Annotated in this window: 31 protein-coding genes; 15 read left to right on the plus strand and 16 right to left on the minus strand. The window is 36.1% G+C overall.

The genetic code is table 11. The annotated features are described in order from the left end of the window. A partial coding sequence (locus A9G34_RS04435; protein ID WP_065568998.1) for a tyrosine-type recombinase/integrase occupies nt 1-1,094 on the plus strand: 1,094 nt, incomplete at its 5' end. Here A9G34_RS04435 and A9G34_RS04440 read toward each other — a convergent pair. The 16 genes from A9G34_RS04440 to A9G34_RS04520 form a co-directional block, all read right to left on the minus strand. After that, nucleotides 1,083-1,298, minus strand: a complete 216-nt coding sequence (locus tag A9G34_RS04440) for a helix-turn-helix transcriptional regulator (RefSeq protein ID WP_065568999.1) — start codon at nt 1,296-1,298, stop codon at nt 1,083-1,085. The two genes, A9G34_RS04435 and A9G34_RS04440, sit on opposite strands and share 12 nt — an antisense overlap. A gap of 352 nt (nt 1,299-1,650) precedes the next feature. After that, on the minus strand, nt 1,651-2,394 hold the full coding sequence (locus A9G34_RS04445) for a BRO-N domain-containing protein (protein ID WP_065569000.1): 744 nt from the start codon (nt 2,392-2,394) through the stop codon (nt 1,651-1,653). 252 nt (nt 2,395-2,646) lie between these two features. Next, nucleotides 2,647-3,150 carry a single-stranded DNA-binding protein gene (gene ssb / locus A9G34_RS04450; protein WP_065569001.1) on the minus strand — a complete coding sequence of 168 codons (504 nt, stop codon included), beginning with the start codon at nt 3,148-3,150 and terminating at the stop codon, nt 2,647-2,649. Further along, nucleotides 3,143-3,460 (minus strand): hypothetical protein, encoded by a 318-nt coding sequence (locus tag A9G34_RS04455; protein ID WP_065569002.1) that lies wholly within the window; start codon nt 3,458-3,460, stop codon nt 3,143-3,145. The genes ssb and A9G34_RS04455 overlap by 8 nt, the downstream gene beginning before the upstream one ends. Then, a complete protein-coding gene (locus A9G34_RS04460) occupies nt 3,450-3,728 on the minus strand; it encodes a hypothetical protein (protein ID WP_065569003.1) in 279 nt (92 codons plus the stop codon). Before A9G34_RS04460 ends, A9G34_RS04455 begins: the two co-directional genes overlap by 11 nt. A 2-nt stretch (nt 3,729-3,730) precedes the next feature. Further along, on the minus strand, nt 3,731-3,931 hold the full coding sequence (locus A9G34_RS04465; RefSeq protein WP_065569004.1) for a hypothetical protein: 201 nt from the start codon (nt 3,929-3,931) through the stop codon (nt 3,731-3,733). Between the two features lie 334 nt (nt 3,932-4,265). After that, nucleotides 4,266-5,015 (minus strand): DNA N-6-adenine-methyltransferase, encoded by a 750-nt coding sequence (locus tag A9G34_RS04475; RefSeq protein WP_065569006.1) that lies wholly within the window; start codon nt 5,013-5,015, stop codon nt 4,266-4,268. A 174-nt stretch (nt 5,016-5,189) separates the two neighbouring features. Further along, complete coding sequence (locus A9G34_RS04480) at nt 5,190-5,759, minus strand: Nmad5 family putative nucleotide modification protein (protein ID WP_065569007.1); 570 nt, start codon at nt 5,757-5,759, stop codon at nt 5,190-5,192. Between the two features lie 37 nt (nt 5,760-5,796). Continuing rightward, nucleotides 5,797-6,429 carry a lambda exonuclease family protein gene (locus A9G34_RS04485; protein WP_065569008.1) on the minus strand — a complete coding sequence of 211 codons (633 nt, stop codon included), beginning with the start codon at nt 6,427-6,429 and terminating at the stop codon, nt 5,797-5,799. Then, nucleotides 6,410-7,156 (minus strand): phage recombination protein Bet, encoded by a 747-nt coding sequence (gene bet, locus A9G34_RS11015; RefSeq protein ID WP_065569009.1) that lies wholly within the window; start codon nt 7,154-7,156, stop codon nt 6,410-6,412. The genes A9G34_RS04485 and bet overlap by 20 nt, the downstream gene beginning before the upstream one ends. Nucleotides 7,157-7,165: 9 nt before the next feature. Then, complete coding sequence (locus A9G34_RS04495) at nt 7,166-7,939, minus strand: hypothetical protein (protein ID WP_065569010.1); 774 nt, start codon at nt 7,937-7,939, stop codon at nt 7,166-7,168. Nucleotides 7,940-8,130: 191 nt separating this feature from the next. Beyond that, nucleotides 8,131-8,430 (minus strand): hypothetical protein, encoded by a 300-nt coding sequence (locus A9G34_RS04500; protein WP_065569011.1) that lies wholly within the window; start codon nt 8,428-8,430, stop codon nt 8,131-8,133. Between the two features lie 91 nt (nt 8,431-8,521). Beyond that, nucleotides 8,522-8,818: a hypothetical protein gene (locus tag A9G34_RS04505; RefSeq protein ID WP_065569012.1), complete on the minus strand. Its 297-nt coding sequence runs from the start codon at nt 8,816-8,818 to the stop codon at nt 8,522-8,524. A gap of 699 nt (nt 8,819-9,517) precedes the next feature. Next, the gene (locus tag A9G34_RS04510) at nt 9,518-10,420 is read right to left on the minus strand and encodes a hypothetical protein (RefSeq protein WP_065569013.1); all 903 of its coding nucleotides are present in this window, start codon (nt 10,418-10,420) and stop codon (nt 9,518-9,520) included. Continuing rightward, complete coding sequence (locus tag A9G34_RS04515) at nt 10,413-10,991, minus strand: DUF6932 family protein (protein WP_065569014.1); 579 nt, start codon at nt 10,989-10,991, stop codon at nt 10,413-10,415. The genes A9G34_RS04510 and A9G34_RS04515 overlap by 8 nt, the downstream gene beginning before the upstream one ends. A gap of 74 nt (nt 10,992-11,065) precedes the next feature. Further along, on the minus strand, nt 11,066-11,719 hold the full coding sequence (locus A9G34_RS04520) for a LexA family transcriptional regulator (RefSeq protein ID WP_065569015.1): 654 nt from the start codon (nt 11,717-11,719) through the stop codon (nt 11,066-11,068). A 126-nt stretch (nt 11,720-11,845) separates the two neighbouring features. Between A9G34_RS04520 and A9G34_RS04525 the strand changes: the two genes are divergently transcribed. The 14 genes from A9G34_RS04525 (at nt 11,846) to A9G34_RS04590 (ending at nt 18,830) form a co-directional block, all read left to right on the plus strand. Beyond that, nucleotides 11,846-12,064, plus strand: coding sequence for a transcriptional regulator (locus tag A9G34_RS04525; RefSeq protein ID WP_065569016.1), 219 nt, complete (start codon nt 11,846-11,848; stop codon nt 12,062-12,064). Next, a complete protein-coding gene (locus A9G34_RS04530) occupies nt 12,061-12,288 on the plus strand; it encodes a helix-turn-helix domain-containing protein (RefSeq protein ID WP_065569017.1) in 228 nt (75 codons plus the stop codon). The genes A9G34_RS04525 and A9G34_RS04530 overlap by 4 nt, the downstream gene beginning before the upstream one ends. Beyond that, nucleotides 12,288-13,004, plus strand: a complete 717-nt coding sequence (locus tag A9G34_RS10565; protein WP_065569018.1) for a replication protein — start codon at nt 12,288-12,290, stop codon at nt 13,002-13,004. Before A9G34_RS04530 ends, A9G34_RS10565 begins: the two co-directional genes overlap by 1 nt. Continuing rightward, nucleotides 13,001-14,413, plus strand: coding sequence for a replicative DNA helicase (locus A9G34_RS04540; protein ID WP_065569019.1), 1,413 nt, complete (start codon nt 13,001-13,003; stop codon nt 14,411-14,413). Before A9G34_RS10565 ends, A9G34_RS04540 begins: the two co-directional genes overlap by 4 nt. A 168-nt stretch (nt 14,414-14,581) precedes the next feature. Continuing rightward, the gene (locus A9G34_RS04550; protein ID WP_065569021.1) at nt 14,582-14,764 is read left to right on the plus strand and encodes a DUF1187 family protein; all 183 of its coding nucleotides are present in this window, start codon (nt 14,582-14,584) and stop codon (nt 14,762-14,764) included. A 2-nt stretch (nt 14,765-14,766) separates the two neighbouring features. Next, complete coding sequence (locus tag A9G34_RS04555) at nt 14,767-15,024, plus strand: hypothetical protein (RefSeq protein WP_065569022.1); 258 nt, start codon at nt 14,767-14,769, stop codon at nt 15,022-15,024. After that, entirely contained in the window at nt 15,017-15,328 is a 312-nt protein-coding gene (locus tag A9G34_RS04560; RefSeq protein ID WP_065569023.1) for a hypothetical protein, read from the plus strand. The genes A9G34_RS04555 and A9G34_RS04560 overlap by 8 nt, the downstream gene beginning before the upstream one ends. Nucleotides 15,329-15,379: 51 nt before the next feature. Then, nucleotides 15,380-15,703: a helix-turn-helix domain-containing protein gene (locus A9G34_RS04565; protein WP_065569024.1), complete on the plus strand. Its 324-nt coding sequence runs from the start codon at nt 15,380-15,382 to the stop codon at nt 15,701-15,703. A 2-nt stretch (nt 15,704-15,705) separates the two neighbouring features. Next, entirely contained in the window at nt 15,706-16,389 is a 684-nt protein-coding gene (locus A9G34_RS10570) for a recombination protein NinB (protein WP_141670338.1), read from the plus strand. After that, nucleotides 16,389-16,547 carry a hypothetical protein gene (locus tag A9G34_RS10740; RefSeq protein WP_176701472.1) on the plus strand — a complete coding sequence of 53 codons (159 nt, stop codon included), beginning with the start codon at nt 16,389-16,391 and terminating at the stop codon, nt 16,545-16,547. Before A9G34_RS10570 ends, A9G34_RS10740 begins: the two co-directional genes overlap by 1 nt. A 150-nt stretch (nt 16,548-16,697) precedes the next feature. Next, nucleotides 16,698-16,985 carry a DUF1364 domain-containing protein gene (locus A9G34_RS04575; protein WP_065569025.1) on the plus strand — a complete coding sequence of 96 codons (288 nt, stop codon included), beginning with the start codon at nt 16,698-16,700 and terminating at the stop codon, nt 16,983-16,985. Beyond that, complete coding sequence (locus tag A9G34_RS04580) at nt 16,982-17,338, plus strand: RusA family crossover junction endodeoxyribonuclease (protein ID WP_065569026.1); 357 nt, start codon at nt 16,982-16,984, stop codon at nt 17,336-17,338. Before A9G34_RS04575 ends, A9G34_RS04580 begins: the two co-directional genes overlap by 4 nt. Nucleotides 17,339-17,340: 2 nt before the next feature. Continuing rightward, a complete protein-coding gene (locus tag A9G34_RS04585; RefSeq protein ID WP_065569027.1) occupies nt 17,341-17,886 on the plus strand; it encodes an antiterminator Q family protein in 546 nt (181 codons plus the stop codon). A 146-nt stretch (nt 17,887-18,032) separates the two neighbouring features. Beyond that, complete coding sequence (locus A9G34_RS04590) at nt 18,033-18,830, plus strand: endonuclease (RefSeq protein ID WP_081295267.1); 798 nt, start codon at nt 18,033-18,035, stop codon at nt 18,828-18,830. Nucleotides 18,831-19,072: the final 242 nt, after the last annotated feature.

The following is a 19,072-nucleotide window of genomic DNA, read 5'->3' on the forward strand; positions in this document are numbered from 1 at the left end:
ATCTATACATCACACCGTCAGGTACTAAATCTTGGCGTTACGATTATCAATTTAACGGTAAAAGAAAAACGTTAACAATAGGTAAATATCCGTATATTAGTTTATCGGATGCACGCAATGAAAAAGAATTGGCTCGGCAGATGCTTGCTCACGGTAAAGATCCGGCTGTCGAGAGGAAAAGGAAATCTTTACTTGCAAATATCGCTCAAGGAAATACTTTTAAAAAAATAACACTTGAATGGTTTGATACAAAAAAACGGAATTGGTCTATCAATACCAGAGAAATGATTATTCGGTATTTTGAAAAAGACATTTTCCCGCTCGTCGGCGATATGGATATTGCGCAAATCAAGCCTCTTGAAATGCTAAACTGTTTAAAACAAATAGAAAATAGAGGCGCATTGGAGATTGCAAAAAAAATGCGCCAACGATGTACCGAAGTTTTTCAATATGCAATTATTACAGAGAGAGCGGAAAACAATCCTGCACGTGAATTAGCTAAAGCCATGATCACACATACGCCAGAAAATTATGCGTTTTTAATGGAGGATGATATGCGTGAATTTATGAGAGCGTTACGATCGTATTCGGGTAATATTTTAGTTCGTTATGCTACAGAATTATTAATATTAACTGCTGTCAGGACTATGGAATTATTGAGTTGCAAATGGGAGTATGTAGACCTAGATAAAAAATACATAATACTACCAAAAGAATCCATGAAAAAATCAAGGGTTCACGTGGTTCCGTTATCTAATCAAGCTATTACTATTCTGAAATTTTTACAACCAATTACAGGACGTGGGGGGTATGTTTTTCCTGGTAGAAATAGCAGTTTAAAACACATGTCTAACGGTGCTATTTTGGGCTTAATAAAACGATTGGGATTTGCTAATCGTGCAACTGGGCACGGATTTAGACATCAATTTTCTAGTGTGTTAAACGAGCATGGTTTTAATCGAGATTGGATAGAAAAACAGTTAAATCATGAGGAGGGCAGTGTGCGAGGTATTTACAACCACGCACAATATTTGGAGGGGCGTCGTGAGATGATGCAGTGGTATGCGGACTATATAGATAGCCTAACCGCATGATTGATATTCTTGCTCTTTTTGGGCGAGATACGCATTAATGGTAGACAATTTCCAGCGTGGGTGTCTACCTAAATACAAATCGGGCTTTGGGAATTTTTCCTTTGCCACCCATTTGTCTAGTGTCGTTTGATCTAGCTCGCCCAAATATGAGCAAACTTGCGCTTTGCTGTAGCGCGGATCTTCAATTGTTAGATTATTTAACATTATTTACTCCTATTTTTCAACAATATCTTCTGCTGAAACTGAATGCGTTGATATAGAGAATGTTTTATCAGCCGTTGAAAGTTGATTTTTTAGTCATGATTGTTTACCTAATATCCCCCCAAAACCGGGGTGTATTGTTTATTATTTGTACTTTGATTCACCGATTCGGGGGGATCAAAGATTGAAAAATGTTCACTTAACTATTCTATTGCTCTTAAAATATGAGCTATAACGTCAACCGTCTAGCCGTTGCCTAGGCATTTATAACGCTGTGAATTACTATGGAATAGGGTGGTTGTTCAGTGAGTTATTAACAGATTTTGTGGATTAAAAAGGGCTTAAAGCCCTTTATTTATACTTGCTGTAATTGTTTCTTTTCTAGCTGTTGCTTAAACATTGAAGCAACAAAAGCGCCGTCGCCAAAATGATCGTGAACTCTTACACCGAAATTAGAGCCCAGCATTTTAAAAACATCATATAAACGATTGTCTATGTAGAAATCATTCAACCAAAGCATATGATGTACCAAACAAATTAAATTAGTCCTGTTCACCTCAATCACATCTTTATTTATTCTTGGGACACCGCCCAGCCACTTAATCGCCTCATCAAATTTACTAGCTAGTAAATCTTGGTAGCGAGGGATTTTAAATTGCTGATGTAACTTATAATAGATAGCCTGATGTCTCTCACCCGTTCGATAAACTCGCTCGTTGACTGCTTGCTGTATTGCCTGTTGTTGTTCAGCGTTAATTGTTAACGAATATGATCCAGTTTTGCGGATTGTGGGTAACAAATCCTCCATAACCCACTCTTCAAAAATAAAAGCCTTCTCTTGTTTACTTTTAATAATTAATCTAAATAAATTTGCTTCACTAATATAAATCATTTCCTGATTACCGCCCTTTGTAAGGGTGTACCGTTTTGTTACACCCTTTTCTTTGCAATGTAATTCTATTGCTCGGCGTGAGTTTTTATATTCAAGAATAGAACAAACGTCATTAGCTAAAAACCATATTTGGTTGTTGATTTCTGTAGTGCGAACGGGTGAATTATTGAAGTTAAATGTAAATAAATTAATAGATGTGTTTGACATGATTATATCCTCTTCTTGATTTATATAACCCTAGGTTCAATAGGGTGGTCAGGTGATTGAACCCTGCAAGAAGACAGTCAGCAGTTTTCCCTTTCGGTTTTGTATGTGCTGCTTGCCACCCGACCATAAAATCTGGATATAAAAATACCGCATAGGCTATCGGGTGCGGTTTCCGCTTCTTGAGTGAGGTTCAATCACTTCACTCAATATACAACCCGATAAAATTATTGTCAACACAGATAAATAAAATGCTTATATTACGTTAATAGTGTGTTTTGGATATTGCAGTCCGATTTTGGCGAACGGGATATCGTCATCAAAATCCATTGGTGGCTCAGATTGCGCTGTTTTTTCAGTTTGTTTTGACGTTTGCTGATTAGTAGCGCTTTGCACGCTATCGCTGTTATTGCGAGAACCTAAAATTTGCAATGTACCTCCAATTGGATTGATAACAACTTCAGTAGTGTAACGATCATTGCCGGTTTGATCTTGCCATTTGCGAGTTTGTAATTGCCCTTCAATATACACTTGAGTGCCTTTTTTTAAGTATTCGCCCGCAATTTCGGCTAATTTACCGAATATAACAACTCTATGCCATTCAGTGCGATCTTTTTGCTCGCCAGTTTGTTTATCTTTCCATGTTTCTGATGTCGCTATACTCAAATTAGCGACAGCATTACCATTTGGCATATAGCGAACTTCTGGATCTTGACCTAAATTACCCACTAAAATGACTTTATTTATTCCTCTAGCCATTTTTTTGCTCCAGTTTCACCCATTCTGTTGTTTCGATTATTTTTGTAACCGATTTAACCTCAACCGGTATCTGAGATGCAAATAAACTCTCCTGATTCTCAGTTAATCCCTGTTTCCACTCGATACTAAACGTACGATGTTCAAGTTGGACAATTTCGATTTTGTCATTAACCCACCTTCCTGTATTAACAACCATAGAATCGACGCTGTAGTATAAGAGCTCCTCGATCTCATCCTCAGTTAACGGCTCATTGTTATCGATTTTTCGTAAAATTTCTTTTTCAAAATCATTAATCGTTTTATTTGTCATGCTCGTTCTCCAGTTGTTTTAAATTCTCAACAATTTGTTGCTGTATTTTTTCAATTTGCATCTTTAATCTAAAATTCACTGCTTGCGTAGCGTTGTTCAAACTCGAATGTAATAAATAGCTCTTTTTATTAATTCTCGTATTGTCACAATAAACACTATTTTCAGTTATTTTTGTAATTATGAGGGTTTGTGGTTTTAACGCATGTTGATCTGCATACCAAATAACATCCCCCGACTTTAAATTTTTCCATTCTTCATCTGTAATCATAATCACATCACCTTTTTAAATTTCAGTTCAGCATCATTTGCGTGAACAGATTGCTTTATCTCACCCCAATAAATATCAACGAAATCATCATTGTCGTTTTGTAAATAAAAATCTAACAGCTCTGCTGCATGGCGTTTTGCCCCTTCTTTAGTATTGTGATATTCAAAACCCTCACCATTATGGTCATATGTAAAATATTTCATAATTTACTCCTCAATATATATTCCGCGGCTCCATAGTATGGAGGACTAATTCGCGCGCTCACTACAAACGTTATTTTTTCTGACATGATTACTCCTTATTTAGTTATTTCTCACCTCTATTAAATATTGATTTAATCCGCACAACTGTATTAGTTCATGCGTGTAAACCCACGCTAAAACATGACAGCCATTAACATATCCCCATTTATCGCTTCTTCTGTAATAACATGAGTTCCGAGTGCTGATTATAATTTTTCCGTCCTGCAAAAATGACCTAGTAATTACAACGCAATCAGTAAGGGTTTCTGGCAACTCTTTACTAGCATCACGCCAATTAATCATTACCCACCTCCGTTAAATCTGTTTCTGGTACTAGTTGAATGCTAATAAACCCGTTCATAAAAATGGGGATGTGATACCACGGGCACATAACACCCGATTCATCATATGCATAATAAATATCATTATTTGCGATTTCTGTTCTCATGCCGTTATATAAAATGGGGTCGAATAAACTAAATTTTGGTATCGGTAAATCAACGTCATATACTTTTCGCTCACTTAAACCTCTCCTATAATTAACAATTACGTTACCACATTTAAACGGCACAATCAGAATTAGGCACGTATCAAAATTACAGTTATTCACTGATTTTTCACCGTTCGGTAATAAATACTGATAACGACCGTCTGGGACATAAATAATACAGTTTTGTCCGTGTACGTTTTCACTCCACGCTTTTGTTACAGGCGTGTACGGCAAGACCATTAACACCTGTCCTCTGAATCTATTCACTTGTTCAACCGCTTTTTGAAAAAATTCCCATTTTTTGGAGAATGGAGGGTTACAAAACGAAACATATTGGTTGCCGAATAAAAACCATGAATATTTTCTCAATGCGTCCAAATCTTCTGTTATGCAAAACTCGGCTTTTTCAATTTTGACTTCTCCGCTTGAGCAACATACATCAACGCCGAACCTCCTTATATTCAGTAGTTTTAACGCATCATTGACCAATTCTGGGCTTGTTCGCCAATAATCTTTTTCATTCTGTTTTGTGTTTGATTTGTTTATTATTGCCATTTATTCATCTCCAATTAGTTAATGCCACTCTGTCGCCAACGGCGCGGCTACCGTCTCTTATCCCATAAAATCGGCTTGCATATTTCAAATTAGTGGGCTGTTACTCATAGCTCAAAAGGAGGACTGCTATCTAGCTAACACTAATTATCGGCGCATATACCAGACGCTATTTTTTTAGCTTGCTGTTATACCTAGTTTTTTATTTAGGTTTTCAACGACAACGGCAGGTAAATTAGTTTTAATAACATTCACTTGTATACCGTCTAAAAAGTTGACTGATTCTGGCCATATTTCCTGTAATTTTTTGAGAGTTGCACAACTATTTAAGATAGCCATAATTTCATGCTTTAAATCATTTTTTTGTTTTTCTGAGTTTTCGATCTGGTTCTGTAATGATAAAAAACGTTTTGAAAACTCATGATCGGCGGTGTACATTGGGCTCTTTTTTAATGCGTAAAAAATACGAATGGGCGGCAGTATTAGATATGCTCTTAACCCGTTAAAATAACATCCCAAGCCCTCGCAAGAGTAAAAAACACCAAGATAATCAAATAGCAACTCTTTTACTCTGGCTCTTATCTCATCCGCCTCTTTGAGTTGCTCAGCAGTTACGTTATCGTTATAAACATCAAGAGCTAATTTAGATAAATTTTCATTTGCTATTTCTAGCTCTTTATTTGCTGGCGATTGCTCAACCGCATTTTTACAAATCTGTTCTTTGATATTTTTAGTTAATCTAGTCATAATTTTTTCCTTTTAAAAAAAGCCGTCACTTGGGTGGTTATGCGGCTTCTATTTGTTTGATTCGTTCATCGAGTTCTTGCAGAAATTTAATAACTTCTGCTTCTATCTCTTGAGCTAATGCTTCGTCGTAATGAATTCGTATGTACCTAAAACTCAAATTATCTGGTAACCTATCGTCATAACTGACAAAATCGCACCATTTTCGACCTGTGCACATCATTTGCCATTGCATTTGTAAGATGTACTCACGCTTTGGCTTTAGTGATTGCATAAATTCTAAATGCGTCCACGTATTCGGGCATTTGATTTCAATTAATCCATCATCATTTACTAACCCGTCGGGGCTTGCTCCAGCGTTTTCGATTGTGGGGTGGGGTATAAAGCCAACTTCTTTAACGGTTGCGTCAAATTGGTTTAGTATGTACATTTCTCTTGCTATCGGCTCTAACTCTGTGCCGCGTTGCATAGCGGCATTGGAGTATGATTCGGTTGGTTTTTCTGTTAGACGTTCGCAAATTAGCTGAGCCATGTAATTTTGGCGGCTAGTTGAATAACCGCTTTTTGTTTTAGCCATCACATCACTAATTCTACTTGCAGTTACTTTGCCTAGCCGTGCGTTAAACCATTCATCCGTTCGCTGTGTTATTTCGCTAGAAAGGGTTGCTATCATCTTGTTTTACCTCTTGATACTCTGCGTCAATTGGGCACGTTGCTTTAATTCGCTCTTTCTCATCATTACCGATAATTTTTCTATCTTCTTGGCTTAATGACATCCAAAACGAGCCGAACGCTTCTAATCCATTTTTTGCTTCATGTTCGCACTGCTTTATTAACTCTGGGCGTCTATCATCAGATTGTTTTCCGATATTGACCTCTGTTGCTGCCCCCTCAATAATGCGTTCCGCTTCATCTTGGTCGTAAATACCAGCAAATCCGAAAGCAAGCCTTGCGCACTGAATCATCGCTTTATGTCGTAACATTCGACGAGGGTGAGACTCCCATGGTCCAAACCCTTTTCTTTTACATTCGCCCAAGTGTTCCGTGATAACAGTTGGGTGATTTCTATCTTTTCGATAAATTTTGCAGGTACATGATTGCTCATCTTGGCAAAATTCAATCCCGTCATATTGTGGATGACTGTTTAATATTCGCGACCATCCATCAACGCCTACGATAGGTACAATCCCATTTTTGGAGTCGGGAAACGCATAAATCTCTTTAGTCCAAGGATTTAAGGAGTATTGATTTGCCACAATCAAAAGAGCTGTTAGCTGATCATCATTAGCATTGTTTTTGAATGCAGTATTTTTTAAAACATCAAGCAACCCCTCAGGGCTACCTAATTCTAGTTTTTTTGCCAACGTTAAAGTTAGCTCATTTAATTTATTTCCACTCATTATTATTTCCTAATATTTAATAAAAACGTTTTGAATCTCACCTGCATCAATTAGATTGATAACTTTGACAGCCAAATCTTTGTTAATTCCATTTTCAAGTAAACATTTATATGCTAAAAACTTAACCTTCCTTTTATGCTCAACATCAGCTAAACGCTTAGCTTCTTCATTTGCTTTGCGCTGTTCTTCTGCGAGTTGCATAGCCTCTTTACGTCGGTTTTCTTCACGCTCTCTTTGTAGAGCTAGTTCTGCTTCACGAACTTTATTTTCAGCCTCCAGTTTTGCTTTATTAGCAGCTTCTTCGGCTATTTTTGCTTCGCGCTCTCGCTGTTCTTTTTCTGCTCGTAATCGAGCTAATTCTGCCTGTTCTGCTTGTCTTCGCGCTTCAATTCTTGCTTGTTCTTCCGCCTTTATACGAGCTTGCTCTGCTTCATATTCAACAACTGGCTTGCGAATTTCGTTATACACTTCTGTCAGCGCGTCACGAATTAACTTGCGTCCAGCGTCAATTTTTTTTGGTTTAGCTTTTAAAATATCCGTGACAGATTTACCAATATCGTCAATTTCTTTGATTTTGCTATTTAATTCAGCGGCTACTTTTTTAATTGCTTTTCTGCCAGCATCAGTACTGCCATCCATACCGCTAAAGATTAAGTTTTTGTAATGTGACGCAACTGCTTCAATTAGCGGTTGTACTTCATTATTTTCATTTAAAAATAGTTTTTCTCGTTGAACGTGTTCAGCTGGTACTAAACTTGCTACTTCAATAATTTCTGTTGCCATTTTTATATTCCCTTTAATTAGTTGCCACTTCCAACATCCAGCGAAACAACATAAATAATCCGCCCAGCGTCAAAATGTAGGTACAAAAAAGGGCGTATATTTGCTCGCCCTTTGTTAATTTGTAATTAATGTTAAATCGGTCTGTTTCATGTACATTACAGCCGACGTAGTCAATCGGTATTGTGTTCATGCTATTTCCTCAATTCTTCGAAAAACCAATCTGTTATGTTTTCACAATCAGAACTGTCGGTTTGAAAACATTCAGAGTTATCCCAGCAAATACCTTGTTTATCACAAATAGTATCTCTCGCAATAAAAACAGGTATCTCATTAAGCATTAATTCTGGGATGAATGAAGCTTTATCTCCACTAATCCAATGCAAACCCGAATCTAGACAAGAATTTAACACTAACGCTAATTCATGCTCAGTTTTACATTCAACATACCAATCTTGTTGCTGTAATCGCTCAATAATTTTTTTACTTGTCATTGTTTAATCCCCCGTAAATTCCTAACTGCTAATTCTGTAAAAAAGCCCGCTACTAAATTCACGGGCAAATACACTAAGAAAGGTGGCGCTTTTAAGGCAGGCGCCAAGCCGTGCTTGGTTTTAGAATTAAATTTAGATATATTATTCTCCTAGCAAAAACTATTGCGCTATCTAGAACGCTCATGAAATCTGGTCGGATGTTGATTTCCTTCTTTAATGCAATTTTTACATCATTAAATTGAGTAGCTCCGAGTTTTGCTTTGATTGATGATACTAATTCATCAAAATAATCTATGATGTAATCGTCGTTATTTGATTGAAGATTTTTAACAGCATCAGATATTAATTTGCTAGTTAAATCGCTAGCTTCTTTAATTTTTTTATTCATTTAATGAATCCCTCAAAAAAAGCCCTCAAAAGAGGGCAAACGGACTTGCATGTACTCGTCTTTCCGAGTTGTCAGAATTCGTTAGCTTAATAAAATGATTTTTTATTTTTTTCATTAAAAATAAATTCAGCTTTTTCATAACATATGAGCTTTAATTTCTGCTTCTTTAGTGTCTTGTATTTCGACATCGCTTATCATTTTGCAATATGCTCTTCCGTAACCATTTTCTACAGCTCTATGTAACATAATCTATCTCCTTTCTTATACTTCAAACTCAAGCGCACTTGTTAGAATGCGCTTTGATTTGAAATTAAATAGCAACCTATTTATTAAAGAACTTGATGGCTAGTCGATCTCTGTCCGAGGCTAGGAGTGATTAAGTCGCTCACCCGATGCGTACTGCTGTGATTGCTATCAAAACCGCTGTACTTTCATATGCCTCAGCTAGCTACTTGAATCCCACTTAACTAATTAAGTAACTCTCGGTATTGCTTAATTGCTTTGTTAAGTTGATTTGTTTTGATGTGATAATAATAACTTTTGTTATCAAACTTGTCAATAACAAAAGTTATCAAAGTTTAAATAAAAGTTATCGTTTGCTTGTTTTTTGAACGATACGACACTTTAAAATTGTGCTGGGGAATTTTAGGCGTGAAAAAACCCGCATGGTGCGGGTTAATTGGGTTTTAATAATTTTAATTACCAAGAACAGGGTAATTCCAGTAATAAATATTTTTTTGGTCTATCTTCGATCTGAGAGGTTTTGAAAGAAGCGTTAACGTAAGAATTTAAATGTTTATTTATGAGTTCTGGATCTTTAATTTTTTTGTCTATACTTGCTACATAAACATTATCATCCCCTACAAGTTTAAATTCACATTTTCTTTTATTCGGTAATACCCCTAAAAACATTACATTTAATGTTTCATCTATATCTGATTTTTTTGCTATATCTAAATGAGATAATGCTGTTTTAACTTGATTGTTGTTTTGGAATGAGAATGAATGTTCATTAAAATTAATTGCACATACAGCTTTATTTTTATCCAAGATTTCAACAAAATCTTTAATTTTATTTATTGAATTAAGATCGAGTTCAATTATATTTTCAATTAATTCGCTTGAATCAGAGTTACTTGCGAAACCTAGAATTTCTTGAAATTTATTAATAGCTATATTTGAGGATTTGTCATCTTCAGGCAATAAAGAAAAAGATTGATTTCCGATATCCTCAAGAACAAAACCGAATGATCCTTTAGCTATATCTGTAATCATTAAATTGGCATTTTCACTTTTACCCACATTAAGAGATTTAAGAATACAATTTATTGCATCAGTTAAAGCTTTTATAGCAATAGTACCGAAGTTGCTTGAAATACCTGTTGTACCTAATACAGGAGCACCTCGAAAAGTTACCTGTAATTTTGAGGGAAAGTGCAAGAAATCTTTATCAACTCTTTTTAATTTATTTTCTACTTCCTCCAATCTTGAATTTAAACTCATTTTCTCTAATTTAAATTGAAAATCATCTGGAGTTTTTGATATTAAATTAATTAATGTATTTTTTTCACTCATAAGAGAGAAATATTCATTTCTATTCATTTATTTCACCTCTCTTATTTGTGATTAATTCTTTGGCGTTATTATAATTAACAACATCAAAATTGTCTAATTCTATAAAACCTTTCCAGTCACAATTTCTTGTATGTGACCAGAAGCTACTCCAATAGACTATTTTTTCTATAAATGCATATTGATGTTCTAAATTTGCGTAGCTAGGTGGGATTAACACAAAATAAGAATCAGTTTTGAATTCGTTTTTAATATTATTTTTATTTAATATTAAGTCAAAATTATTCTCTAGTAAATTTTCATCAATAACTGTATAGAATATGACTGCATCTATATCATTTGGGGGTCTTTTTCTTAAAGTCTCACAATTCTCACAAAAACTACCATCTATCCATATTTTATGAATTTGCACCCCTGATTCTTTTACTATTTTTGTATAATCAACAAATTTATCCAATATATCCAATCTTTGAGTATTAAAACCAAAAATATTAATAAAATTAATGATATCAGTTTTATATGGATATCTATTTTCTATTTCTAAACCATTTGCGCCGAAAGGCGGTAATAACCCTCTACTATCCCAAATCTCAGAAGCCATTCTTTAGCCTTATTTAGCTTATCTATTTTGTTATATTCAAAAACCGCTTCGGCGGTTTTGCGCAATGCTTACTTTTAAGCTGTAACATCATGAACATCAATAAATCTCGACGATTTAACAATAGCTGCTACATACATAACTGTATCAACTAAATCATCATTGATTGTAATTGGAGGATGATCTTGATTAATACTAGTGAATCGATATTCAGAATCCCGATAATACTCAAGTTTTTTTATCATATTTCTCCCATCTCGTAGTCGTACAAATACCTCATCGCCCGACGCTGGCATAACTGCAGGTTCGATAACAACAAACTCTCCAGAATTAATTCTCGGAAACATCGAATCCCCCTTAACTCGCAATCCAAACGCGCTGGGATCGTCACTATAAAATTTTAAATACCCATTTAAAGATTCGTCCATTTCAAAAGATCCATTAGCGCCCATCACAGCCTCTCCCTTAACCTTTACTACTCCGTTTTTAACTGTACCTATAAATTCAAATCGTTGATCCTCCAGCCCTGAATCCCCGTTTCCTGATGATAGCCACTCTAAATTCACCTGTAGAGCCTGAGCTAACTCAGATATTTTTCGAAAACTTTTTGATTCACCAGCCACTAATTTTCTGATTGCTGGCTGAGAAACATTAACAGCCCTAGCTAAATCGTGCTGTGATAAACCAGATTTATCAAATGCAATTTTAAAACGTTCATTAAATGTATTCATAGGACCTCCTTATGCCCTGATTATATAACTATTGTTATAAAAAATAAAAAAACAAATGTTATCACGCTGTTGACTAAATCAATAACTTTAGTTATCATTAATTTATTTTCAATTTAGGGGGCAAAAATGGAACCGTTAAAAAAAGCAATAACTACAGTAGGAGGGCAGAGAGAATTAGCTCGAATCTGTGGAGTTAGTCAGGTGGCAGTAAGTAAATGGCTGAATGGCGTCAGTAAAATCGGAGAGGACAAGGCGATTTTGCTGGAGCATGCGCTGAACGGGTTAGTAACGTGTGAGGAGCTTCGCCCTGATGTCAACTGGTCAGTAATTCGAGGGCGATCATGAGTACATTGAACGATGAAAACACACGCAGCCAATGCACAAAAATATTAAACCATTTGCAAAGAGGTAAGACCATTAATCCATTACAAGCATTGAATCAATATGATTGCTTTAGGCTAGGTGCGCGTATTTATGACTTAAAAAAACGTGGTCATTCAATAGATAGCCGCATGGTAAAAAGCCGAAACGGCAAGAAATATGCTGAATATTCGATGAGGGTTAATTGATGAATAAGTTTATATCTAACTCATTTCAAATTCCCAACGCTGTTATTGATGAATTAATGGCTGATATGTCAGCTAATGCGTTACGTTGTTATTTACTGATTACTCGCAAAACCACGGGGTGGGGCAAAACAAGCGATAAAATCAGCATATCTCAATTTATGCAATATTTAGGGATAAAAGACAAGAGAACTGTTTATGCAGCTCTATCTGAATTAACAAATTTAGGTTTGATCAATGCAATTAAAAACAATGGTGAGATTACTGAATATTCACTAGTGTTGGAAACGTCAGAACCAGTGACAAAAAATGCAGGTACAAAAAATGCTACTGGTAGCAAAAAATGCATAGAACCAGTGACAAAAAATGTTACTACCACCAGTGACAAAAAATGTCACTCTACAAAAGACACTATTAAAAACAATATTACAAAAGAAAATAATATTGATTTTGATTTAGTCATGGATGCATACAACGATGCTGTAGAAAACAGATTGCCACAGATTCAAAAAATGACTACTGCAAGAAAAAACGCAGTGAAGAAATTACTCAAAGAGCTTGATCAACCAACATTCCAAAACTTGGCTAATTATTTTTATGATTTTGTGGACCAAGCACAACCATTTTACTTTGGTGAAAACGATCGAGGCTGGCGTGCTGATTTTGATTACATCATAAAACCAAGTACATACCTGAAAGTTGTGGAGGGTACGCTATGAACGTGATCCCACATGACTTAGTTGCTGAACAAGCTGTGCTTGGCTCAATGATGTTAGATTTTCAATCAGACCGCTGCCAAAAAGCAATCTATTCATTGAAGCCAGAATCATTCTACAGCAGACATCATCAAGTTATTTTTGCTGAAATGCTTGAATTAAATCGTAAAAATTACCCAATTGATCTGATTACTTTGTCAGACAGTATGGAAGCAAAAGGAACTTTGAAAGATTGCGGTGGTTTAGCTTATCTGGCTGAATTATCCAAAAATACGCCGTCGATGATCAACGTTACAGCCTATGCTGGAATCGTTCGAGATAAAGCGATAGAACGCTACACATTGCAAAAATTAAACGACTGTAGCGCTATGATTTTTGAGAAATCAAATTTATCTACTAGCGACAAAATATCAGCTATTCATGCGTTATTTACACAAATTGATGACTATAACAAAACTGGTAAAACAACTGGACTTAAGTCGTTAAAAACAATTGCTGATAAATGGACCGAAACCCTTGGACAACGATTAGAAAACGCAGATAGTGCGCGTGGCTTATCAACTGGAATCAAAGCACTGGATGAAAAATTATCGCCTAAAGGGCTTGTTCGAGGCTCGCTGTTTGTGGTTGGTGCTCGTCCAAAAATGGGTAAAACAACTTTTGAAATAAACATGGCTCGTCATTGCGCTATGAATGAGAAATTACCTGTACTGATGTTTTCGTTAGAAATGCAAGATGAACAGATGCTTGAAAACATTTTAGCTCAAGAATCAGCGGTAAATAGCAATATTTTCTATGACGGTGGACTAGGTTCTGATTCAGAGTTTGCGCGCGTTATGCATCATCTCAACGAATTATCAAACACCGATAACATTTACATTGACGACACACCTGCGATCACACTGTCGCATATCCGTTCAGAAGCTCGACGAATGGCGAGGGAAAAGGGACAAATAGGCATGATCATGGTCGATTATCTAACTCTAATGGAGAAAGAAAAAACTGGTGATGATACACGAAACGATTTGGCGTACGGAGCTATCACAAAAGGGCTTAAAGCATTGGCAAAAGAGCTTAACTGTATAGTTGTCATGCTAACACAATTAAATCGGAATCTCGAATCAAGAGCAGATAAACGACCAATACCAAGCGACAGCAGAGATACGGGACAAATTGAGCAAGATTGCGACTACTGGGTGGGTATTTATCGTGATGCTGTTTACAACGACAACGCAGATAAAAACTTAATGGAAATTAACGTTGCGTTAAACAGGCACGGGTCAGGAAATTTTACTGTTTTTGCGGGTATTAGTAATGGTCGTATTTATGAAGTGGATCAGCTCGAATCACAAGCTAGAGCAAACCCAGAACCAGTGAGGCGAGAACGCAAATATGCAAAAACAGCTAGTTAACCACTGCCCTCAGGGGCGCTATCACATGCTAGAAAAAATAGCGTACGACTATGTGAGAGCAATACGAGAACCTGGAGCTAACACGGCAAAGATTAAACAGCAGTTAGCAGAACGAGTTAAACAATATTCAGAAGAGGACAAAAATAAACTTAGGGAGTTAATACAAAAATGGCTTACAAAATAACAGCAGAAGTTAAAAAAGGTTGGCAGTCGTGGGGAACGGTGAACTTACGTTCTGATAAAAAAATGACAGAACGAGCATTAATAAAAATATACAGCACAGCAAAAACAGTTTTTGGTGCGTCTAAAGTTGATGTTCAAGTGCGTAATTTTCAGTGTGTGAGGGTTTAACAATGGTTAGAAATCTTATGAACTGGCTAGTTTCTTGGTTAGTTGTTATTGCGCTAGCTGTCAATGTTTCAGTAGCTAGCATTAACATTATCAATTCATTTTTTTCAAACAATGAGTTGACACAAGCTGGAAAATTTCTTGACTCAATAAAAAACAGGGTTAACGAAAATGGGTTCGTTTTTTATGAAACAGCTAATCATCGAATTGTAGTTACAACAAAAGAATGGTACGAACATCAAGAGAATAAAGAAAATGACTAAATTATCTAATATTTTGAAAGGGCTAACTTCTGATGAATTAGAAGAATTAATTGAAATAGCGCAACACAAAACAAACGAATTGAAATCTGAAAAGAAGGTTAAATTGATAGGTGTTTATGACGGAATACTTGCTCTTAAATATTTTAAATTAGAAGATAAAGAAAACGCCATTTCTTATGCTCACGAGAGTTTTAATAAACAGTTAGAAGATTCTAAGAAAAAAGGTTTTTTCAGTAGCGAAATTTCAATTGGTCAGTGTTTAGTTCCGGTATCAGAAGTTAATACTTACTTGGAGTATAAGTGACAACTAAATTAACACAGCAAGAGCTAAATTAGACGGGGATCGGGGTGAGTAATGAGTGATTTATTAATAAATGATGGCGTTGTGAATGTAGTGTCGGCGGAAAGAAGTGGCGAGCTTGGTAGGTTCATTATTAAAACAAGGGTTGGCTTAGGTTTAACTCAAGAGCAACTAGCTAAAAAAATGGGTGTGAGCGGAGCAATGTTATCTGCAATTGAAAAACGTCAAAAAGGGATGAGCGCGCAAGCAATCGATGCATTTTTTAATGCGGTAAATCTTGATGCCGGTGAGCGCACTAATTTTATTCAACTAGCGGTGACTAATAACGTAGCAATATACGCAGAAAAAACTATAAAAAAATTAGTGTGTAGAGGTTGATTATGAACGACAACGTAAAAAATCCAAAACATTATCAAATAATCAAGGGCATCGAATCTATCGACATCATAGCGCGTAGTATGACTGTAGAGCAGTTTAGCGGTTTTTGCCTCGGTAACATTCTGAAATATCGAATTAGAGCGGGCAAAAAAGATGCGTTAGAACAAGACATTGCAAAGGCGAATGAGTACGAGCGAATTTTTGAGAGTAAAAAATGTTTATGTATTGATTGGGTGTTACCAATGATTAAAGAATTTCGTTTAACACATGAAACAGCACGCACTACAGCGATTAACGTAATAAATCAATTACCAGTTGATAGCGAGCATCCGCTAAGAATTGTGATTGATGAAGAAAAGCGCAGTAACGCTCAAAATCGCATGATGTGGGCTGTTTTAAATGATATTGCTAAGCAAGTGGTTTGGAATGGCGAGAAATTAACGGCAGAAGAATGGAAACATCTAATCACAGCTAACCTACACGGTCAAAAATGTGTAAAGGGTATCCAGGGCGGGCTGGTGTTTATGGGGCAATCAACTCGAAGAATGAACAAAAGAGAATTCGCTGACGTGGTGACATGTGCTGAGCAATTCGGAGCTGAAAACGGCGTTATATTTAGCGCAGATGCTCAAGAGGCAATCAAACTAGCAGAACAGTACAAAGACCAATTATCAAAGGTAGCATGATGAACAGCGAACACGTGGAACAACTGAAACGATACGATGATACAGAACAGGAATTAGAGCGAGCAATAGCAATAGTTAGAGAGCAACGCAGAGAATATATTAATCAGCATAATTTAAACATGGTTAACGACAATGCCGAAGAAACACAAATTAATTAAAACAGATTTTAAATGTCCAAAATGTGCCGGAGCCTGTTTATATAACGTCGATTTGGATTTATTTGTCTGCAATAGACCGATTATCAATGTTCACGGCGATATTTTAGGCTCCTGCGGTAGGTTTTTTTCAAATAAAATGAGGGTTGAGTAATGAGTTGGTTAACCAGAGAGGCACGAGGCAGGGATTGCACAGTTCGATTACCATGTTGTAATCATAACCCAGAAACCACGGTACTAGCGCATTATCGATTAGCAGGAACGTGTGGCGTGGGTATGAAGCCGAATGATTTGCAGGGTGCATGGGCTTGCTCAGCTTGTCATGATGAAATCGACCGCAGGACAAGAAATCATGAGTATAAATTCGTTAGATTAGCGCACGCTGAGGGTGTAATTAGAACTCAGGACATACTGATCAAGGAAGGAAAAATAAGAGCATGATTTATAACATTACTCCAGTTCCTAAACCGCGGATGACACAGCGCGACAGATGGGCAAAACGGAAACCAGTATTGCAATATTTTGCATTTAAAGACGCTTGCAAGGCAAGCGGCGTAACACTGCCAGAAAGTCATTATCACATTATTTTTGTTATACCTATGCCAAAGTCGTGGAGCAATAAAAAACGCGCCGAAATGGACGGAAAACCTCATCAGCAACGACCAGACAAAGATAATTTAGAAAAAGGTTTGTTGGATGCTATTTTTGGCGAGGATTGTCGAGTTTGGGACGGTCGAGTAACAAAAATTTGGGGTAATGTCGGTCAAATAATAATTAAAAATCTCGAGGAATAATAATGCTAGCAGAATATGTATACGTTGATGATGAGCCAAAGGAAATAGTAAAACCAGTTACGCGGGTTAGGTTTCAAGCTGATTACGAAATTACTGACGTGTTGAGATTGTGGGGTAATTGGTCAAGAAAGGAGGCTTACAAGAAGCAAGGTGCGCTAAGCTTGTATCAATCTCAAGAACCAGAATATAAGGAGTTATGTTCAGATAGCGATGGATTGATTATAGACGGCATTATTTCAAGTATGAAGAATCTTAGATTTCAAAAAACAAAGGAGGAAGCTCTCGTTTTAATAAAATCATATTACGGCGACGAAATATTAGATGATGATTATGTTTTTATTGAGCGTTACAAAGTAAAAGAGTTTTGCTCTATTCTTATTAGACCAAGAACATTAAGAGAGATAGCAAGCGAACTTGGTTGTAGTGAGGGTAATGTTAGAAAAATTAAAAGCTCAGGTGAAAGCCACGTTATAGGCGCTTTGGCTCAACAGACCCAACAAACAGGAATGGAATTGGAACTATTTAAAAAAATAAATTTATTTAAATAAAGTGTTGACTGCGTACGCAAGAAGTAGTATAAAGGTATCAACATGAAATTATTGTATATAATGCTCGCAAATGCGGGCTTTTTTATTCTAATTTTGTAATTTTTATATTAAACTGCGCGCTTTCTAAGCGCAGGTAATATTAAATTATGAAAAAAATAGCTTTAATTTTGGTTTTATTTTTATTATTCCCGTCGATTTCAAATGCGAAAAATTGTCGAATCGAAACGTATTCAGTGGCACCAACGCCAAAACCGAATAAATTAAAATCACTACCAACATCCGATCTAGTTACAATTAGTAAGAAAAATTTTGACAATGCGAAAACTCAGCTGACTAAGCTATACAAATCAAATCCTGCGCAAACCGAATTTTATTGCGGGTGTGATATTTCATGGGTGGGTAAAAAAGGTGTTGTTGATTTTGGTAAATGCGGTTATAAGCCGAGAAAGAATTTAAATAGAGCGTCTCGCATTGAGTGGGAACATGTCATGCCAGCCGAAAATTTTGGGCGTCATCTGCAATGTTGGCGAGACGGTGGTAGAAAAGCGTGCAAAAAAGATGTTTCTTTCAATCAAATGGAAGGTGATATGCACAACTTGCAACCAGCAATTGGCGAAGTTAACGGTGACCGTTCTAATTATAGATATTCGCAATTCACTAATCAATTTAATCAGTATGGACAATGTCAATCAGCAGTTGATTTTAAATCTCGTAAATTCCAACCTCGTGACGAAATTAGAGGAATAATAGCGCGCACATATCTCTATATGTCTGATAAATACAAAATTAATTTATCTAATCAAGAAGAAAAGTTGATGACGGCATGGGATAAAATGTTTCCACCCAAAAAATGGGAATGTGAACGTAATCAACTTATCGCAAAAATTCAAGGCAATGACAATAAATTTATTACAGAGCAATGTAATAAAGAAAGCCTCAATTAAGAAGCTTAGCTTGTGGAATATCTAAGCTTTTACTTTAACTCCTCGTTTTTGGTCGCTTTTTTGATTGATTTCAACTCTTGATTGCAGAAATACTTGACTAATTTAGATAAATACATTATTATCTAATTGCGTTTGAGGTAACTCACTTTCTATACGGTGATCGGGGTAACCTTAATATTCAGTGGTGGTACACTGAACCCTTTAAGGCTCTTAATTGAGCCTTAATTCTTTATAACTGCATA

Origin of the sequence: Gilliamella sp. Choc4-2 (genome assembly GCF_001690355.1) — a bacterium.
GTDB lineage: Bacteria > Pseudomonadota > Gammaproteobacteria > Enterobacterales > Orbaceae > Gilliamella > Gilliamella apicola_A.

Coding starts and splice junctions, on each gene's coding strand:
- A9G34_RS04440 (WP_065568999.1), bottom strand. CDS start 1,298: ATGTTAAATAATCTAACAATTGAAGATCCGCGCTACAGCAAAGCGCAA.
- A9G34_RS04445 (WP_065569000.1), bottom strand. CDS start 2,394: ATGTCAAACACATCTATTAATTTATTTACATTTAACTTCAATAATTCA.
- ssb (WP_065569001.1), bottom strand. CDS start 3,150: ATGGCTAGAGGAATAAATAAAGTCATTTTAGTGGGTAATTTAGGTCAA.
- A9G34_RS04455 (WP_065569002.1), bottom strand. CDS start 3,460: ATGACAAATAAAACGATTAATGATTTTGAAAAAGAAATTTTACGAAAA.
- A9G34_RS04460 (WP_065569003.1), bottom strand. CDS start 3,728: ATGATTACAGATGAAGAATGGAAAAATTTAAAGTCGGGGGATGTTATT.
- A9G34_RS04465 (WP_065569004.1), bottom strand. CDS start 3,931: ATGAAATATTTTACATATGACCATAATGGTGAGGGTTTTGAATATCAC.
- A9G34_RS04475 (WP_065569006.1), bottom strand. CDS start 5,015: ATGGCAATAATAAACAAATCAAACACAAAACAGAATGAAAAAGATTAT.
- A9G34_RS04480 (WP_065569007.1), bottom strand. CDS start 5,759: ATGACTAGATTAACTAAAAATATCAAAGAACAGATTTGTAAAAATGCG.
- A9G34_RS04485 (WP_065569008.1), bottom strand. CDS start 6,429: ATGATAGCAACCCTTTCTAGCGAAATAACACAGCGAACGGATGAATGG.
- bet (WP_065569009.1), bottom strand. CDS start 7,156: ATGAGTGGAAATAAATTAAATGAGCTAACTTTAACGTTGGCAAAAAAA.
- A9G34_RS04495 (WP_065569010.1), bottom strand. CDS start 7,939: ATGGCAACAGAAATTATTGAAGTAGCAAGTTTAGTACCAGCTGAACAC.
- A9G34_RS04500 (WP_065569011.1), bottom strand. CDS start 8,430: ATGACAAGTAAAAAAATTATTGAGCGATTACAGCAACAAGATTGGTAT.
- A9G34_RS04505 (WP_065569012.1), bottom strand. CDS start 8,818: ATGAATAAAAAAATTAAAGAAGCTAGCGATTTAACTAGCAAATTAATA.
- A9G34_RS04510 (WP_065569013.1), bottom strand. CDS start 10,420: ATGAATAGAAATGAATATTTCTCTCTTATGAGTGAAAAAAATACATTA.
- A9G34_RS04515 (WP_065569014.1), bottom strand. CDS start 10,991: ATGGCTTCTGAGATTTGGGATAGTAGAGGGTTATTACCGCCTTTCGGC.
- A9G34_RS04520 (WP_065569015.1), bottom strand. CDS start 11,719: ATGAATACATTTAATGAACGTTTTAAAATTGCATTTGATAAATCTGGT.
- A9G34_RS04525 (WP_065569016.1), top strand. CDS start 11,846: ATGGAACCGTTAAAAAAAGCAATAACTACAGTAGGAGGGCAGAGAGAA.
- A9G34_RS04530 (WP_065569017.1), top strand. CDS start 12,061: ATGAGTACATTGAACGATGAAAACACACGCAGCCAATGCACAAAAATA.
- A9G34_RS10565 (WP_065569018.1), top strand. CDS start 12,288: ATGAATAAGTTTATATCTAACTCATTTCAAATTCCCAACGCTGTTATT.
- A9G34_RS04540 (WP_065569019.1), top strand. CDS start 13,001: ATGAACGTGATCCCACATGACTTAGTTGCTGAACAAGCTGTGCTTGGC.
- A9G34_RS04550 (WP_065569021.1), top strand. CDS start 14,582: ATGGCTTACAAAATAACAGCAGAAGTTAAAAAAGGTTGGCAGTCGTGG.
- A9G34_RS04555 (WP_065569022.1), top strand. CDS start 14,767: ATGGTTAGAAATCTTATGAACTGGCTAGTTTCTTGGTTAGTTGTTATT.
- A9G34_RS04560 (WP_065569023.1), top strand. CDS start 15,017: ATGACTAAATTATCTAATATTTTGAAAGGGCTAACTTCTGATGAATTA.
- A9G34_RS04565 (WP_065569024.1), top strand. CDS start 15,380: ATGAGTGATTTATTAATAAATGATGGCGTTGTGAATGTAGTGTCGGCG.
- A9G34_RS10570 (WP_141670338.1), top strand. CDS start 15,706: ATGAACGACAACGTAAAAAATCCAAAACATTATCAAATAATCAAGGGC.
- A9G34_RS10740 (WP_176701472.1), top strand. CDS start 16,389: ATGAACAGCGAACACGTGGAACAACTGAAACGATACGATGATACAGAA.
- A9G34_RS04575 (WP_065569025.1), top strand. CDS start 16,698: ATGAGTTGGTTAACCAGAGAGGCACGAGGCAGGGATTGCACAGTTCGA.
- A9G34_RS04580 (WP_065569026.1), top strand. CDS start 16,982: ATGATTTATAACATTACTCCAGTTCCTAAACCGCGGATGACACAGCGC.
- A9G34_RS04585 (WP_065569027.1), top strand. CDS start 17,341: ATGCTAGCAGAATATGTATACGTTGATGATGAGCCAAAGGAAATAGTA.
- A9G34_RS04590 (WP_081295267.1), top strand. CDS start 18,033: ATGAAAAAAATAGCTTTAATTTTGGTTTTATTTTTATTATTCCCGTCG.